This is a genomic window from Robiginitalea sp. (genome assembly GCF_982776155.1).
On record NZ_CEXZKX010000004.1, the window covers coordinates 202,498 to 218,952 of the forward strand.

The window sequence follows — 16,455 nt, forward strand, 5'->3', positions numbered from 1 at the left end:
ACAACCAACATGAAGCTATCCAAAGACCAGATTGCATCCCTCAACAAAGATGCGGCCGGCGGACAGAAGTCCGCTTACGAATTCCTATCTGAAGCCCTGGAAACATCCGGTCACGACGTCGGGGACCTTACCCGTCAGATCGCAGATTTCCAGATTGCCATCCCGAGTTGGGCGCTGGGAGCCGGGGGAACGCGCTTTGGGCGGTTCTCCATGCCGGGCGAGCCTCGGAACCTGGAGGAGAAGTTGGCCGATGTCGGCCTGTTGCACGCCCTGACAGGGGCTGCGGGGGCTATTTCCCTGCACATCCCCTGGGACACCCCCGAAGACTACAAGGCTGTCCGGGAGCAGGCCGAAGAGGCCGGTCTGGTATTCGACGCCATGAATTCCAATACGTTCCAGGACCAGAAAGGTGCCGGGGAAACCTATAAATTCGGGTCCCTGAGCAACAGCTCGGAAGCTTCCCGCCAACAAGCCGTCGAACACAACCTGGAAGTTATCCGGATCGGCGAAAACCTCGGCTCTAAAAGCCTGACCGTCTGGTTGGCCGACGGGGCCAATTTTCCGGGGCAGCGCAATTTCCAACGGGCTTTGGACCGCACGGCAGACAGCCTGGAAAAGATCTACGCGGCCCTGCCCGAAGATTGGAAGCTGTTTATCGAATACAAACCCTACGAACCGAATTTCTACAGCACGGTCATCCAGGACTGGGGCACCTCGTTTATGCTCGCCAACCACTGCGGGCCCAAAGCCTATACCCTGGTAGACCTGGGGCACCACCTGCCCAATACGAACATCGAACAGATTGTGGCTACCCTTATGTACAAGGGCAAGCTGGGCGGGTTCCACTTCAATGACAGTAAATACGGGGACGACGACCTGACCGTGGGGAGCATCAAGCCCTACGCCCTCTTTTTGATTTTCAACGAATTAGTCTACGGCATCCGCAACAACCCGGACAACCCGTATCCCGCCTGGATGATCGACGCAAGCCACAATACCAAGGACCCGCTCGAAGACCTGATCCAATCGCTGGAAGCGATCCGTGAGGCCTATGCGAAAGCGCTGTTGGTAGACCAAAAAGCCCTGGAATCGGCACAGATGGAACACGACGTGGTCCGTTGCCAGGAAATCCTGCAGGATGCCTACCGTACGGATGTCCGTCCGCTGCTGCGCCAGGCGCGCCTGCTAACCGGGGCGGCAATCGACCCGATCGGCGCCTACCGCAAACTGGATGTTCGCAGGCACCTGACCGACCAGCGGGGGAGGGAAACCGTAGCAACCGGACTTTGACACGCACCGGATGGAACGCACGCTAACCGCCGTTTTCGACATTGGGAAGACGAACAAGAAATTCTTCCTGTTCGACCCCGAATTCCGGGAAGTATACCGGCAGTACGAGCGGTTACCCCTGACGGCGGACGAGGACGGACACCCCGCAGAAGACCTGGAAGCCCTGGTAGCCTGGATGCGCCGGGTCCTGGTAGACGCCCTTAAGTCCGGCAAGCCCATAGGCACCCTGAATTTTTCGAGCTACGGCGCCAGTCTGGTCCACCTGGATGGAGACGGCAGGGTACTCACCCCCCTGTACAATTATACCAGGCCCATGCCGGCTGAAATAGAAGATGCATTTTATGCCGCCTATGGCCCTGAAGATGTATTCGGCAGGATCACGGGCACCTCCCGTTCCGGCATGCTCAACTCCGGGCTGCAGCTGTACTGGCTGAAACAGGCCCGGCCCGGGGTTTTCAAAAGAATCCGGCAAAGCCTGCACCTGCCCCAGTACCTCAGCTATGTTTTTACGGGGCGCCTGCTGAGCGAATACACCAGCATCGGGTGTCATACGGCCCTCTGGGATTACGAAAATCAGGCGTACCACCCCTGGGTCCGGAATGAAAAAATCGATCGGTTGCTGCCGCCCATCGTACCTGCCGATGCAATTTCCACCGGGGAGGTGGCGGGACATACCTTGCGCATCGGCCCGGGGATCCACGACAGTTCAGCTGCCCTGCTCCCCTATCTGGAAAGTATCCGCAAACCTTTTATTCTCCTCTCCACAGGAACCTGGAGCATTGCCCTGAACGCGTTCACTGACGGCAGGCTTCGTGCAGGAGACAGGGATCGTGACTGCATCCATTACATGCGGATTGACGGCAGGCCCGTCAAGGCGTCCCGGTTGTTCCTCGGGAATGAGTTCGGGGTGCAACTGGATGCCCTCTCCCGTCACTACGGCGTTCCCCGGGACCGGTACCGGGAAGTGACTTTTGACCGCAATCTCTACCGTCAGATCCGAAACGCATTTGTTCCCGCGTTCCGCTGGACAAGCCTGGATACCCGCAACTGCCCGCCCGCCACACGGTGGCCCCACCAAACCTACGAGGCGGCATACCACCAGCTCGTTTACGAACTCTGCCTGTTGCAGGAAGCGCATATCCGGCATATCGTCGGGGACTCAGGGATCAAAAGGTTATACATCGACGGCGGCTTCAGCGATAACGAAGTTTTTGTGGAAACCCTCGCCCAACGGATACAACCCATGCGGATCCGCACCACGGATGCCTCCCTGGGATCTGCCCTGGGCGCTGCCCTGGCGGTTTCCGGTAAAGGCATACCGAAAGGGTTCCTCAAGCATCATTACGCCTTAAAAAAACACAAACCCCTGATCCTTTCCTGATATGGATTTTGACACCCGTTACCCGTCCATCGAATCCCTGCGCGAAAAAGCGCAACGCCGGATGCCGGCCTTTGCCTTCGAATACCTGGACGGGGGCTGCAATGAAGATATCAACCTCCACAGGAATACCGAGGAGCTCCGGGAAATACAGCTGGAGCCCCGCTATATCCGGAAAACCGGTGAAATTGATACGAGTTGCGAGCTCTTTGGGCACCGGTACGACATGCCCCTGGGGGTTGCGCCGGTAGGCCTGCAGGGCCTTATGTGGCCCAACGCCCCCGAAATCCTGGCCCGGGCGGCCCTGAGGCACAACCTGCCCTTTATCCTGAGTACCGTTACGACCACCGATATCGAACGGGCAGCCGAACTCACCGAAGGGCGGGCCTGGTTCCAGCTCTATAACCCGGTAGATCCCGAGATCCGGCAGGATATCATCCGGCGCGCCGGCGATGCGGGCTGCCCGGTCCTGGTGCTCCTTTGCGATGTTCCCACCTTTGGCTACCGGCCCCGGGACATCAAAAACGGGTTGGCACTCCCACCAAAAATGTCCTTGACAAACATCCTCCAGGTCCTGGGCAAACCGCGCTGGGCCCTGCAAACCCTCAGGTACGGCCAGCCGACGTTTGAAACGGTGAAACCCTATATGCCGGGCGGGATGAACCTGCGGCAACTCGGTGCCTTTATGAACCGGACGTTTTCCGGGCTTTTGGATGCCGAAAAAATTAAACCCATCCGCGACCAGTGGAAGGGGAAGCTGGTCCTCAAAGGCGTGGCTTCCGAATGGGATGCGCAGCAGGCCGTGCAACTCGGCTTTGACGGCATCATTGTCTCCAACCACGGCGGCCGACAACTGGACGCGGGCGAATCGACGATCCGCCCGCTGGCGCGCCTGGCAGCCAATTACCGCGACAAACTCACGGTGATGGTGGACAGCGGGCTGCGCTCCGGTCCGGATGTGGCGCGGGCCATGGCCTGCGGGGCCGATTTTACTTTTATGGGCCGCTCCTTTATGTACGGGGTCGGTGCCCTCGGGGCAAAAGGGGGCGACCATACCATGTCCATGTTGAAAACCCAGTTCCGCCAGGTGATGGACCAGCTCTGCTGTGAACGGGTGGAGGACCTCCCGAAACATTTGGTCATATAACAATTTCCGAAGGCCGGCCAATGAAGTCAAACAAGAAATGCCAACCGTACACGCCCGAACCAATTAAATCGAACTGAACAAACCAAACGAGCAAAACCCATGACGCAATTCGACATAGATGAACAAATCGAGGAACTCGCCGGGGGCGAATTCGAACGACAACCCGTTCCCCAATCCCGGCTGAAGAGCTGGAAGAGTTTTCTGGGCATGTATGCCGGGGAACACGCGGCGGGCACAGAGTTTGTAATCGGCCCGTTATTCCTGACTACAGGGGTCAGCGCCTTTGACCTGATCATCGGCTTGCTCGTGGGCAACCTGCTCGCCGTTCTCAGCTGGCGGTACCTGACCGCCGAGATTGCCGTGAAACACCGGCTGACGCTCTATTACCACCTGGAGAAGATTTGCGGCAAGAAACTGGTGGTGGGCTACAACCTGGCTAACGGCATCCTCTTCTGTTTCCTGGCCGGGGCCATGATCACCGTCTCGGCCACCGCGGTGGGTGTGCCCTTCGACATGGCCATGCCCAAACTCACCGATACGATGCCGAACAGCCTCACCTGGGTCCTCATCGTGCTGGTGATCGGGGCAGTCATCTCCCTGATCGCGGCCAGGGGGTATGAAACGGTTTCCAAGGCTGCCAACTGGATGTCCCCGGTAATCGTACTGGCGTTTGTCGCTTGCGGGGTGGTAGCCCTCGGACAATTGGGCATCGGCTCGTTCGGGGAATTCTGGGAAATCTGGGGCGAAGGCTCCGAACCGTTCCCCGGCCAGATAAAATACACCTTCTGGCACGTGGTACTCTGGTCCTGGTTCGCCAATGCTGCCATGCATATCGGGATGTCCGACCTGTCCGTCTTCCGGTTCGCCAAAAAAGCGAGTAGCGGCTGGACCACGGCAGCCGGGATGTATGTGGGGCATTATATGGCCTGGATTGCCGCTGCGCTCCTGTATGCCGTTTACCTTCGGACGCCGGAAGCCCAGGAATTGCTAGGGCTCGGACAGGCTCCGACCGTGGCTCCCGGGCCCCTGGCCTACAATGCCATCGGGGTATTCGGTATCATAGCCGTGGTACTGGCCGGATGGACCACTGCCAACCCGACCATCTACCGGGCCGGCCTGGCCTTCCAGGCCATCCTCCCGAAATTGTCCACCTTCTGGGTGACCATCCTGGCCGGGGGGGTCGCCACAGCCGCCGGATTGTTCCCGGCATTCGCCATGAAATTACTGGATTTTGTAGCCCTCTATGGCTTTATCCTCGCCCCGGTGGGCGCGGTGATCGCCTTTGAGCACTTTTTCGGGAAACGGGCGGGGATCGTCCCCAATTATGCAGAATTCCATAACCTGGGCATTAACCGGGCCGTCCTCCTTGCCTGGCTCATCAGTGCAGGCGGCTTCTACCTGCTTTCCGTCACCCAGGGGATCTTCCTTTCCTTCCTGACACTCCCGGCCTGGATCCTGAGCGGCCTGTTGTTCCTGTGGCTGAGCCGGATGGCACATGTAAAGCCCGGGGCCGCCGCAGCGGGATAATTGCAACGGGCCTTCGATTCGGGCAGCCACCCTGCCGCTTAGCAAGTAGGCATTCTGACAGGATACCACTGAATAAAAAAACCCTCCAGGCGGAGGGTTTATTCGTTTTCAGATGTCCATTGAATATCAGTCCTCCACCCGGAAACGATAGGTGCCGGAAGCCAGCCTCATCCGCACCTGGTTGCCGGTATCCGAGATATCCGTAATCCCTTCGCTGCGTTTGATCCTCCGGCCGCTTTCGGTTACCTGTTTTGGCGATTCCGCCTGCAGGATGAGCGTAGCAGTCGTATTGGCCGGTACGGTAAACTCATAGTCCACGGCCCCCGGTTGCTGTGTCCAGCTGCTTGCAATGCGGCCGTACGGGCTGTCGTAATATCCCCTGGCAAACTGCAGTTCGTTATCCGGGTCCGGCGTTGGGGCCAGGATAAACTCTTTGAATCCGGGGTGCCCGGGATCGCGACGGATTCCCAGGGAGTGGTTGTACATCCAGGAAGCCACTGCCCCGAACGAATAATGGTTGAAGGAGTTCATACTGTTGTTCCCACCGAAACCGTCTTCCACCGTATAGGAATTCAACCGTTCCCAGATGGTGGTGGCCCCGTTGACCACCGGGTAGAGCCAGGACGGATAGTCGCGCTGGCGGAGCAACCGGTAGGCTTCTGCATCATAACCGCTCCCGGACAGGGCGTGGTTGATGGACGCGGTTCCGATAAACCCGGTCATGAGCGAATAGGGCGGGCGGGCGGCCCCGGTATCGTCCGTGTTTTCGCGACGGACCGTCTGGGCGAGCCTCTCGGTTGCCGGTTTGGCGTAGGTTTCGTTGAATATCCCGAAATTGAGCGGGATGGCATACGAAGCCTGCGTATCCACAGGGTCACCGGGTTTCGGGGCCTGGTAGCCGGCAGGCGGCGGACCGAACATCCGGCCTTCATAGCCGGAGTGTACCGTTTGAAACGTTTCCGGGTCCACATAGTTTTCGTTAAAATACGCTTTGCGCTCCTCATAGCGCTGCCGATAGCGAGCGGCATCCTGCTCCCTGCCGAGGATCTTAGCAATTTCCGCCATGATTTTCAGGTCGTAGGCGTGATAGGCTGCCCAGAGCAGCGTATTGTCGTTTTTGCTGCCCTCCGGGCTCAGCCAGTCGCCCAGGGGTCCTTCTTCCAGGCGCCCGGTTTCCGGGTCAATCCGGGATTCCAGGAATTCCAGGTACTCGGCCATGGCCTGGTAGTGATCCTCCAGGATGCGCGTATCCCCATACTGTTGGTATACCTCCCAGGGAAGTATCATCCCTGCGCTTCCCCAAAGCGTCCCCCCGAATCCGCCTCCAACCGGGGCCACGTCGGTAAACCGTCCGTCCTCCCGCTGGATATCCCGCATAGCGAGCAGGTGGCGCGACAGGAAGGGGGCCACCCCGGCCAGGTAGGTAGCTGCCTGGGAAAATACGTTGATGTCCCCGCTCCAGCCCATCCGTTCGTTCCGGGCCGGCGTATCGGTGGGTATCGATAAGAAATTGGAGCGAAGCGACCAGGTGATGTTTTCCCAGAAGCGGTTGATGAGTTCGTCCGATGTTTCATAGGAGGAATCCAGGTGCCGGATGGAGCTAACGACCAAACCTTTAACATCATGGCTGGCAGGGGCCCGGACAGGCCCCGTCAATTCCACAAACCGGTATCCATGGAACGTGAAGCGCGGCCGGATAACCTCATCCCCGCCTTTTAGTATATACATATCCTGGGTCAGGGCTGCCCGGATGTTCTCCATCATGACCATCCCTTCGTTCCCTTCGTACTCCGGCAATTCCGGATACCGCACCTCGGCATACCGCAGAATCACAGTATCCCCGGCCTGTCCATTACGGATCCGGATTTCCGGAAAGCCTACCATGTTCTGCCCCATATCGTATACGAAAACCCCGGGCCGGACTTCTTCCCGGGTTTGGGCCACGAGTGTCTTCACCACGGCGGGCGGTAACCCGATCTGCGCGATCAGTTGTAAATTTGAATAGTCGAGCCCCGGGAAGGTGGTGCCCTCCAGGGACACCTCCCGGGCAGGCTTCCACCCGCGGGCGTCAAAGCCCGGGGCGGCCCAGCCGGCGATTTCCGCTTCCCGCCGGGCATCGTAGACTTCGCCCTGAAAATAACTGCCATACCGAACCGGGCCTTCCGTATATAGTTCCCAGGTATCCGGGGAGGTGGCCACTACAGCCTGGGATCCGTCTTCATAAGTGACTTCCAGCAGGGCCCTGAGGGAAGGTCGGTCTCCAAAGAAATTCCAGTTCTCGCCGCTATAGGTAATGTTGCCGCCCCACCAGCCTTCACTGAGCCACCCGCCCAGTACATTTTCCGATGCCGGCCGTATCCGGTCGGTAACATCGTACACCTGATACTGGTGGTGTTTGTTGTATTGCGTCAGGCCGGGGGTGAAGTAGTAATCCCCTACCCGTTCTCCGTTTAAATAAAGCTCGTATATCCCGCGGGCCGTAGCATAGATCCGGGCCCTGGCTACCGGTTTGTCTTCCAGGGTAAAACTGCTGCGCAGCATGGGAACGGCATCGTGGCTCGGGTTGGCGGTTACCAGCAGGCCGTCGGTACCCCCGCGGGCCACCCAGCCTTGCGGGCCGGTTCGAAAATTATCGGTGAGCTGGTCAGAAAAAATACCTGTATACGAATCCCCATCGGGGCTTTCACCGAACAATTCATTGGCGGGGGCCCGGAAGTTTTTAACGGATATACCCGTAAACACGGCCTGCTGCCCGGGACGCATGTGGAACCCAATATCCCCGAGCATCGGAAAACTGATGTAGTTGTTCCCGGATCCTACGGGATTTACATTGAACCCCTGCGGGCCAAACCGGCTCCCTCCCCCTTCGGATTTCGAAATGTTGTGCGCATCGTCTTCCCCGTCGATAAATACCTGGAAGATGCCAAAATTGCATTTCAGGTAGATCCGGTGCGGGTCGTACATGTTCTGCCTGTTCACCAGGCCCTCGGGGATATCGAGCGTTTTAAACGGCGTATCCGGGGAGTCCCCCGTATCGTAGCCTACCCGAAAAACGTGCAATTGTGCCGGGCCGTCCCCCTGAAGGAGCCCGCGGGCGTCCAGCTCAAAGCTGATATAATGACCATCGGGGCCTGATGCCACCCCCTGCAGGTTCAGGTCCTCGTCCATCAGGCGCGGGTCGTTGGCCCCCAGCAGGAAAGCTGCCCGGGTGCTTTCGGAAGCCGAATCCAGCTGCAGGCCATATTCGAGCTGGAAAACCGAAAGGTAATGTGCGTAGAGTTGCAGGTCCTCCGGACCGCCGCCAATCCAGGATGACCCCCGCCACCCGGGAGATTCCGGGTCGGGGTCCATAATCCCGGTCTCGAACCAGCTATGGGAGGTGTGCTCCCGGTTATCCCGGTCCCATACCGTGACGTTCCATGTATACCGGGTTTTAGGCTGAAGTGGCTGCCCGGCATACACGATATTCAGCGAATGCCCATCTTCGCGCCGACCAGAATCCCAAACCTGTGTTCCCGCCGGATCGATTACGCGGATCCGGTAATCTTGCTGGAAGATACCGCGATCTGCGCCATCAGCCTGTAATTGCCAGGAAAATCGGGGTTTCGCCTCGTCCAGCCCCAACGGGCGGTCGAGGTATTCGGTCTTCAAGCTGTCCACGGACACTTGCGCCGGGAGGGAAAAGGCCAGAAACAACAGGGCGACCAGGGCGAGAAAATGCGAATTGAATGTGCGGTGCATCGGTTGGATTGTTAGGGGTTACAGCGTCATCAAGATTACGAAATATGGCGGGCGCAACTGTTCCGTACTGTTCGGGAATTACGCGCAGAGAATGGATTTGCCAGCCTACCTGGGGAATCTTAAAATACGTTATTTTTAAATTCACAGAAACCTGCCCGCAATGAAAAATTGGTTCTCTCCGGCCGTAATCCTCCTTACTGCCATTTTGCTGACCGGATGTAACGAGTCGGCACCCCAACCAGGCCCGGAATTGGCAACATGGTCGGAACCGGTCCCGGAGATTCCCGACTACAGCAGCCTGGAACTGCCCGAGAAGCCCAATATTCTCTGGCTGGTTGCCGAGGACCTGAGCCCGTACATTGCCGCCTATGGGGACTCCACAGTACATACGCCCAACCTGGACCGCCTGGCGGCCGAGGGGGTCCGCTACACGCGGATGTTCTCGCCTTCCGGGGTTTGTGCCCCGAGCCGGGCCGCCATCGCCCTGGGGATGTACCCAACCCGTACCGGGGCCATGCACATGCGGACGGGACCCTGGTACAGCACCCAGGAAAACCCGCCCGATACGTGGTACGACGGCCGGAAAATCTACGAAGCTGTACCCCCGGCGGGCACGCACATGCACAGTACCCTGATGCGCCGGGCCGGGTATTACGCCACGAACAATGCCAAACAGGATTACCAGTTCCGGACGGAACTTACAGCCTGGGACGAAAGCAGTCGGGACGCCCACTGGCGCAACCGGCCGTCACCGGAACAACCGTTTTTTGCCATCTTCAATTTTGAGGTGACCCACGAATCCCGGATATGGATGCGGGCCGGGGATTCCCTCCTGATAGACCCCGACCGGGAAATAACCGTGCCGCCTTACCTGCCGGATACGGACTCCGTACGGACCGACCTGAGGCGGATGTATTCCAACATCGTGGAAATGGACCGGCAGGTAGGGATAATCCTGGATCAGCTGGAAGCGGATGGCCTGCTGGAAAACACGGTGGTTTTCTGGTACGGCGACCACGGGGGGCCGCTGCCCCGCAGCAAGCGGTCGCTCTACGATACCGGGTTGCAGGTGCCCTTGCTGGTGCGTTTTCCCGGGGCACAACTGGCCGGACAGACCGACGGGCAGCTGCTGAGCTTCGTGGACCTGAAACCGACAATTTTATCCCTGGCCGGGGTGGAGCCTCCCAGGGGCCTGGACGGGCGTGCCTGGGCCGGGGCGTTCCGGGCCGAAAAACCCCGGGAATACATCCATGCCGCTGCCGACGATTTTGACGGCTGCTGCCACGGCCGACTGCGTGCGGTCCGGGATTACCGGTTTAAATATATCCGGAATTTCCTGCCGGAACAGGCCTATTACCAACCGGTCCCCTACCGGGAACAAATGCCTGCCATGCGGGAACTGTTGCGCAGGAAGGAACAGGGTACCCTGGACAGCGTACAGCTGCAATGGTTTGCAACCGGCGGCGCGGGGGAAGCCCTCTTTGACACACAAAATGACTCCCTGGAGCTCCGAAACCTGGCCGGCAACCCGCAGTACGCGGATGTCCTGGAAGAACTGCGGGAGGAACTCAGCCGGTGGATGCAGGCAACCCACGACCTCGGGATGATTGACGAGCCGGAATACCTGGAGCGCATCTGGCCGGAAGGCTCGCAGCCCGTAACCCAAACCCCGGTCGTTGAAGCATCTTCCGGGCAGTTGATCCTGGAATCCGAAACCCCGGGTGCCGCAATTGGGTTTCAATGGGTTAAACCGGGGCAGATACCCGCAGCAGCCTGGACACCCTATACAGACCCAATAGAAATTCAAACCGGGCAGGAACTCGTGGCCCGGGCACACCGCATCGGATTTTTGCCCAGCCAGGAAATACGCTGGCAAGCCGCGGAATAATATCAGGTGGCAGGCAAACGCCCAGGCATTTCATTTAGTAAATCGGGCTGCGCCTCATGGGCCATCCGGGTAGAATTGGCTCCAATTCGCATCGGCCTGCCGGAGCAGCCGTTCTTCGTCCCGGTTCCATTTCTTCAGGGGGTTGTTCAGCCGCGTACGGTTAAAGAGCATCAGACGGCCATCCACCATTTTGTAGGTTTCAGGATCTACTGCAACCCGGTCCCCGGATTTCCCCATCGCATAGGCGCACCAGCCTCCATAGGCAGGGATGTACTGCTCCGGCATGGCCTGGAACAGGTGCATGTTGCGTTCCGTGGTAAACAAAAAACGTACCCCCTGGTAATCGTGGGAGAATTCCGGTGTCCCCCTCACCGGCGTCCCGCGGGTATAGCTTACCAGGTCGTACCCCTGAATGGCAACGCCGTCTTCCTGGTTGATCCAGCCGGCAGCATCAGGCTGGGCCACCGCCCACAGCCCGCAGAACAACAGGCATAGTAATACGTACGGTTTCATCTGCTTCAAACTTATAATGGGTAATATCCATGCAGCCGGCACCCAGGGACATCTGCGTGATGCTTGTGGAGCAAACCTCCGGCCGGTCCAGGACAAAAGGCGTGGGCGATTCCCGGCCGTGGATCCTCAACAGGGCTTCCCGGCTGTTCCCCTCCCGGTCCAGGGCTTCCCGGAAGTAGGCCTCCTTCTGGGCATGTTGTTCCCGGGTATACAGGGTGGCGGATGACCAGAGGTGCCCGGTTGCGGCATCCGGCTGGAAATGGTGCGAGTGGCGCCCGTCCCACACCCAGCGTTGGATCCGGCCCGGCTCAACGAGGATAAGCGTAAAGGGTTCCACTCCCGACGGGTCCGCATCCTTCAGGAAGCTATCGAAATCCGATGCCTCAAACGCCTCGAGGACCACGATTCCGCGACTCTTCCTGTAGGGCGGTTTTCGCTTGTGGTTCTCCAGGCCGCCGTTCAGGAGACAGGCCGTCCTACCTGTGTGGTCGGCAGCTATCCAGGTGCCGCCAGCCCGGGCATCCAGGGGAGCCATCAATTGTGTCCCATTGGAGAGTATGCGAGCTTGCGGCAACAGCGTTTCCCTTTTTGGGTCTTCGTCCCGGTTGGTTGTCAACAGGTAGCCGTCCGGGCGGGGTATATAACTTACTGTGCACATAATTTTCGATTTTGTAGTGCAGTTCGCGATGCAGGCTGGTGGGGATCTCTGCAGGTGTCCCGGCTTCGGCCGAGAGATTGGCCGGCAACGCGCTGCCTGTCCAATTCGACGGGGTTCCCGGGCATCCCTTACGCCGCAGACGTAAATTCCGCTCCAAAACCCCGCCTACCGCCTGACCACCCCGGCAGGGCTCCTGCCCTAAGGCAGCGTTTGCCTGGCCTGGCGGTCCGGGTCGTCCAGCAGTTCGCAATGGTCGTCCAAAATCATGGTTTCGCCCCTTTCGGGAGTGTAGGCAGCCCACTCAGGCAAGTCCCCGCCATTCGGGTTGCCCGTTCGCATAAACTGCAGCAGCCCATCGGACATCTTTTCGGCAAGTGCCCGGGGGCGGCTTCCCCCACCGGTATGGGTAAGCATCAGATCCGTGTTGTAAAACCAGAAACAGATATCCAGGCAATGAAAAGCGCGCATACGGTTGTTGAACAGGGGGGGCTCCCATCCAAACCAGGCCACGTAAACCGGGGCGGGTTGCGCGGATTTGGCATTGGCCGTTTCCACTACCGATTTCCTGTTGCTGGAAACCAGGCACATGATTTCTATGGGTTTTGCATTGGGGAAGGCCTTGGCATAGGCATCGTAAATCTCGGCGGCCTTGTCCCCGAAACCGCCGCGGAACCCGGCCTGGTCGGCGAGCATCTTTTTGGCCCCGGCAGCGTCGATTTTTTCAAGTTCCGGGTTGGTGCGGGACATCCCCCACTCGTGGAATGTACTGCATATCAGCATGGGGACATCCGAGGATACCCCCGACGCCTCTGAATAAAAGGTTCCTTTGGGGATATGCACCCCGTCTGCAACCGGTCGGAACCCGCCCCGGAAACCTCCCCCGCCCGGGTTTTCTTTTTCCATGGTCTCCTGGGCCCTTCCAGCAAGGAGGATATAGTCTTTCCAGGCCATTTCCTGGAGCTTTCCGATTTCCCCCGCCTGCAGCCCGGCTTCCTTCAGGATATACGATCCGAGTTTTTGGGAATACTCCTGGTCCAGGGCCGAGGTGGAAGACCCGCTCAGGGGTACCGCCTTGTGGATCAGTCCCCGGGTAGCCGGCATGGCCGCCAGGGTACATACTTTGGAACCACCCCCGGACTGTCCCATGATGGTTACGTTGTTCGGGTCGCCCCCGAAATTGGCGATGTTCTGCGATACCCATTCCAGGGCCGCTACCATATCCAGGGCTCCCACATTCCCGGAATGCTGGTATGCCTCGCCGCCAACCCCGGAAAGGTCGGAGAATCCTATGGGCCCCAGGCGGTGGTTGATGGAAACAAATACGATATCCCCTTTCCTGCTCAGGTTCTCGCCCATATAACCGTCCTGTTCAATACCGTTGCCATTGCGATACCCCCCGCCATGGTACCAGACCATGACCGGGCGTTTACCTCCGTCTGCCAACGCAGGCGTCCAGACATTGAGCCTCAGGCAGTCCTCGCTGACATCGTCGTAATTCCAATGGTCCGCAAAGGAGTACCAGGGGTTGGCATAGCGGTTGTCCATAATTTGCGGGGCGGTATTGCCCCACCATACGGCGGGTCGCACATCCGACCAGGGTTCGGGCTGCCGCGGGGGCATAAACCGGTTCTTCCCGCTTGTATCCGCCCCATATGGGATGCCCCGGAATTGATAGATGTCGCGGAGGACGAAACCCTGAACCTTTCCGTAAACGGTATCGGCTATGGCCGTGTCATCCCCGATAAACAATACCTGGTCATCGTTGGAAGGGGCGTTCTGCCCGGGCCTGGAGGCTCCCAGGGAAATACCGGAAGCCAGGCCAATGCCGGCTGCACCGGCCCCCATGGTTTGGATAAAATTTCTTCTGTTTGTATTCATGGTTGTCAGGTTGAATGAATGGGGACGCGCCGGCCCGCCACCCGGAGTTCGTTTCGTTTGCAGCGAATAAGTTACGAAATCATCTCCGTTATCCTGACAGCCGGAAATTTTACATATCAAAATTTTCGGTTCCTGTTACATTTTGCGAAACGGGGAATGGGTATCCCCATCAGGGAGGAGTATCCTGGAGGTAAGGAAAACGGACTTACCAATCCCGCAAGCCCAGAAGCTTCTCGCCCAGTGGCGAGAGCTCCGCCCGGGGGTAGCGCTCCTGCTCCCAGTTCCTCGGGTCGCCGGGAAAGGCATAGCCCTCGGGGGCCACCCGGTCCTTCCACGAGTGGATCCGCCACTCCCGGAGTTCCCGGTTCGATTCCTCGGCGGGCATCATCGAAATATATTGGGCAATGCGAACCTTGTTGTCCGAGCGGTTCGGTCGGATTCCATGGGGCTGCAGGCTGTTAAAGATCAGCAGGTCTCCCGCCTCCATGGGTACTTTTACGATTTTATCCTCCAAGCCGGCGATGTCCGGCTTGAACCGGTCCCGGTCCTCGGGCTGGGTTTGCTTCCAGGTATCGTAATTGCGGAACAACCAGGGGATGCACTGAAAGCCGCCCATCTCGGGGTCCGTCTGGTCGGCAAGGGCCAGGACGCCCTGCACCTGCTGGGGCCTGGTTTCCGGGTCGTAATCCCAATGGATAAAACCCTTGTACTCGTGGCCCGGGCGCATCGGGAAATTCAGGTTGGCCCGGTCGATGGTTACCCAGAGGCGTTCCGTCCCCCAGATATCGACAAAGGCATCATATACGCGCGGGGCCTGCCGGTTGTCCCACAGGGCCTGGTTGTTGTACACCTCCACCATCCCCGTACCGGCGAGTTCCTTCATCTGGATCTCCGCCCGGGGCGGGGCATACCAGGTTTCCGGGTTGTCCGGGTCCTTTTCGTCGAATTCCCAGAGAAATTCCGCTGTTTTTTGCGCCTGTTCCCGGGGTACGGCCCCTTTGATGACGATATAGCCGTTCTCCTTCCAAAATGCCCAATCGTCCGGGGAAAGCACCCGGAGGGCGTCCGCCCGGGCTTCCTGTCGGAGCGCCACCTGACTGCTTTTGGCCGTAGAGGGGTTGCCCGGTATGTCTTTGTGGGCGTTGTCGGATTGGGAGGGTTTTACAGGTGGATTCATAGTGATCTTTCTTTTTAAGGGTTTTTCGAAAACGGGCAATTACCCGGGAATTCCGGTTTGAAGGATGTTAACACGTATGGTCGCCGATGCCCGGGAAAAATCAGGCAAATAGCCGCTTCCAAACGTATTTCATTCCGATAACCCCTATGATGTTATACAAAAATGCCACTTTATTCGTTGAATTCTATGACGTCCTTTGACTTGCCTTTGTACTATATTGACAATTTGGCGTAGTTTAATCGGGATTCAATAGACAACACCATGCAAATCCGCCTGGAAACCATTACGAGTTCGGAAGACCGGTCGTTCTCCCTTATGTTCAACCCGAGGCTCAGCGACCTGTTCTTCTGGCACTTCCACCCGGAATTTGAATTGGTCTATATCGACAATGCCTGGGGAAACCGGCACGTGGGTCGGCATTTTTCCCGCTACAACCAGAGCGACCTGGTTTTGATCGGTTCGAACATCCCCCACCTGAATTTCGATTACGGGGTGACCACGGATTACCGGAAAGCGGTACTGCACATGAAAAAGGAGTGGGTGGAATCCCATTTTCTGGGAACGCGCGAACTCACGCGGATTAACCACTTAATGCGTTTGTCAGCCCACGGAATTGTATTTCACGGGACGATAAAACCCCAGGTAGGCGAATCGCTCTTTGAACTGGAAGGCCTGAGCCCTGACGAACAGTATTTCCGATTGGTGGGCATCCTGCAAGCCCTGGCGGAATCCCTGGAGACCGAGGAAACGGAACTGCTGCACGAACAGCCCTACCACAACCCGGCCAGCGCTGTCGACCAGGAGCGCATCCGGAAGATATTCGCCTATATCGATAATCATTACCGGGAACCCATTGCGCTGGAGGATATTGCCGGTACCTGCCACCTGACCCGGGAGGCCTTTTGCAGGTACTTCAAGAAAATGACCAAATACACCTTTACGGAATTCCTGAACCGCTACCGGGTAAGCCAGGCCAAAAGGGAATTGCTGGCAGGGAACACCGTAGGAGATGCCTGTTTTGCCTCCGGCTTCCAGAGCATGTCGTACTTCAACCGCGTGTTCAACCGGGTGGCCGGGATGAACCCCAGCGATTACCGGGATTCCGGGGAAGCCTTCAGGAACTCGCCACAACCGGGTCCAGCGAGCACCCCGGGTTCCTGATCCATTGCCTATTGCCGTACGCCGACGCCTGGACGGAACCCGGCGGGGCCAACCGGAGTCAACCGGGGCCAATCAGGGCCAACCGGAGTCAACCGGA

Annotated in this window: 11 protein-coding genes; 6 read left to right on the top strand and 5 right to left on the bottom strand. The window is 58.4% G+C overall.

The window, feature by feature from the left end; genetic code table 11:
* The first annotated feature begins 9 nt into the window (after window positions 1-9).
* From AC3DKS_RS08665 to AC3DKS_RS08680, 4 genes are all read left to right on the top strand, one after another.
* Window positions 10-1,290 carry a sugar isomerase gene (locus AC3DKS_RS08665; protein WP_015755382.1) on the top strand — a complete coding sequence of 427 codons (1,281 nt, stop codon included), beginning with the start codon at window positions 10-12 and terminating at the stop codon, window positions 1,288-1,290.
* A gap of 10 nt (window positions 1,291-1,300) precedes the next feature.
* Window positions 1,301-2,671 (top strand): FGGY-family carbohydrate kinase, encoded by a 1,371-nt coding sequence (locus AC3DKS_RS08670; RefSeq protein WP_272607792.1) that lies wholly within the window; start codon window positions 1,301-1,303, stop codon window positions 2,669-2,671.
* 1 nt (window position 2,672) lies between these two features.
* Window positions 2,673-3,815, top strand: coding sequence for an alpha-hydroxy acid oxidase (locus tag AC3DKS_RS08675; RefSeq protein ID WP_272607791.1), 1,143 nt, complete (start codon window positions 2,673-2,675; stop codon window positions 3,813-3,815).
* A gap of 99 nt (window positions 3,816-3,914) precedes the next feature.
* The gene (locus tag AC3DKS_RS08680) at window positions 3,915-5,342 is read left to right on the top strand and encodes a purine-cytosine permease family protein (protein ID WP_272607790.1); all 1,428 of its coding nucleotides are present in this window, start codon (window positions 3,915-3,917) and stop codon (window positions 5,340-5,342) included.
* A gap of 126 nt (window positions 5,343-5,468) precedes the next feature.
* Here the strand turns inward: AC3DKS_RS08680 and AC3DKS_RS08685 are convergent, their stop codons facing one another.
* Window positions 5,469-9,083, bottom strand: a complete 3,615-nt coding sequence (locus AC3DKS_RS08685) for an alpha-L-rhamnosidase (protein WP_272607789.1) — start codon at window positions 9,081-9,083, stop codon at window positions 5,469-5,471.
* 160 nt (window positions 9,084-9,243) lie between these two features.
* Between AC3DKS_RS08685 and AC3DKS_RS08690 the strand changes: the two genes are divergently transcribed.
* Entirely contained in the window at window positions 9,244-10,971 is a 1,728-nt protein-coding gene (locus AC3DKS_RS08690; RefSeq protein ID WP_272607788.1) for a sulfatase family protein, read from the top strand.
* Window positions 10,972-11,025: 54 nt separating this feature from the next.
* Here the strand turns inward: AC3DKS_RS08690 and AC3DKS_RS08695 are convergent, their stop codons facing one another.
* The 4 genes from AC3DKS_RS08695 to AC3DKS_RS08710 all read right to left on the bottom strand — a co-directional run bounded on the left by AC3DKS_RS08695 (window position 11,026) and on the right by AC3DKS_RS08710 (window position 15,197).
* Window positions 11,026-11,484, bottom strand: a complete 459-nt coding sequence (locus AC3DKS_RS08695; RefSeq protein ID WP_041327266.1) for a YHS domain-containing (seleno)protein — start codon at window positions 11,482-11,484, stop codon at window positions 11,026-11,028.
* On the bottom strand, window positions 11,423-12,142 hold the full coding sequence (locus AC3DKS_RS08700) for an NRDE family protein (RefSeq protein WP_015755389.1): 720 nt from the start codon (window positions 12,140-12,142) through the stop codon (window positions 11,423-11,425). Before AC3DKS_RS08700 ends, AC3DKS_RS08695 begins: the two co-directional genes overlap by 62 nt.
* Before the next feature lie 198 nt (window positions 12,143-12,340).
* Window positions 12,341-14,020, bottom strand: coding sequence for a carboxylesterase/lipase family protein (locus AC3DKS_RS08705; RefSeq protein ID WP_041327268.1), 1,680 nt, complete (start codon window positions 14,018-14,020; stop codon window positions 12,341-12,343).
* 205 nt (window positions 14,021-14,225) lie between these two features.
* The gene (locus AC3DKS_RS08710; protein WP_272607787.1) at window positions 14,226-15,197 is read right to left on the bottom strand and encodes a phytanoyl-CoA dioxygenase family protein; all 972 of its coding nucleotides are present in this window, start codon (window positions 15,195-15,197) and stop codon (window positions 14,226-14,228) included.
* Window positions 15,198-15,458: 261 nt separating this feature from the next.
* Here AC3DKS_RS08710 and AC3DKS_RS08715 point away from each other — a divergent pair, with 261 nt between their 5' ends.
* Window positions 15,459-16,358, top strand: a complete 900-nt coding sequence (locus AC3DKS_RS08715) for an AraC family transcriptional regulator (RefSeq protein ID WP_272607786.1) — start codon at window positions 15,459-15,461, stop codon at window positions 16,356-16,358.
* Window positions 16,359-16,455 lie beyond the last annotated feature (97 nt).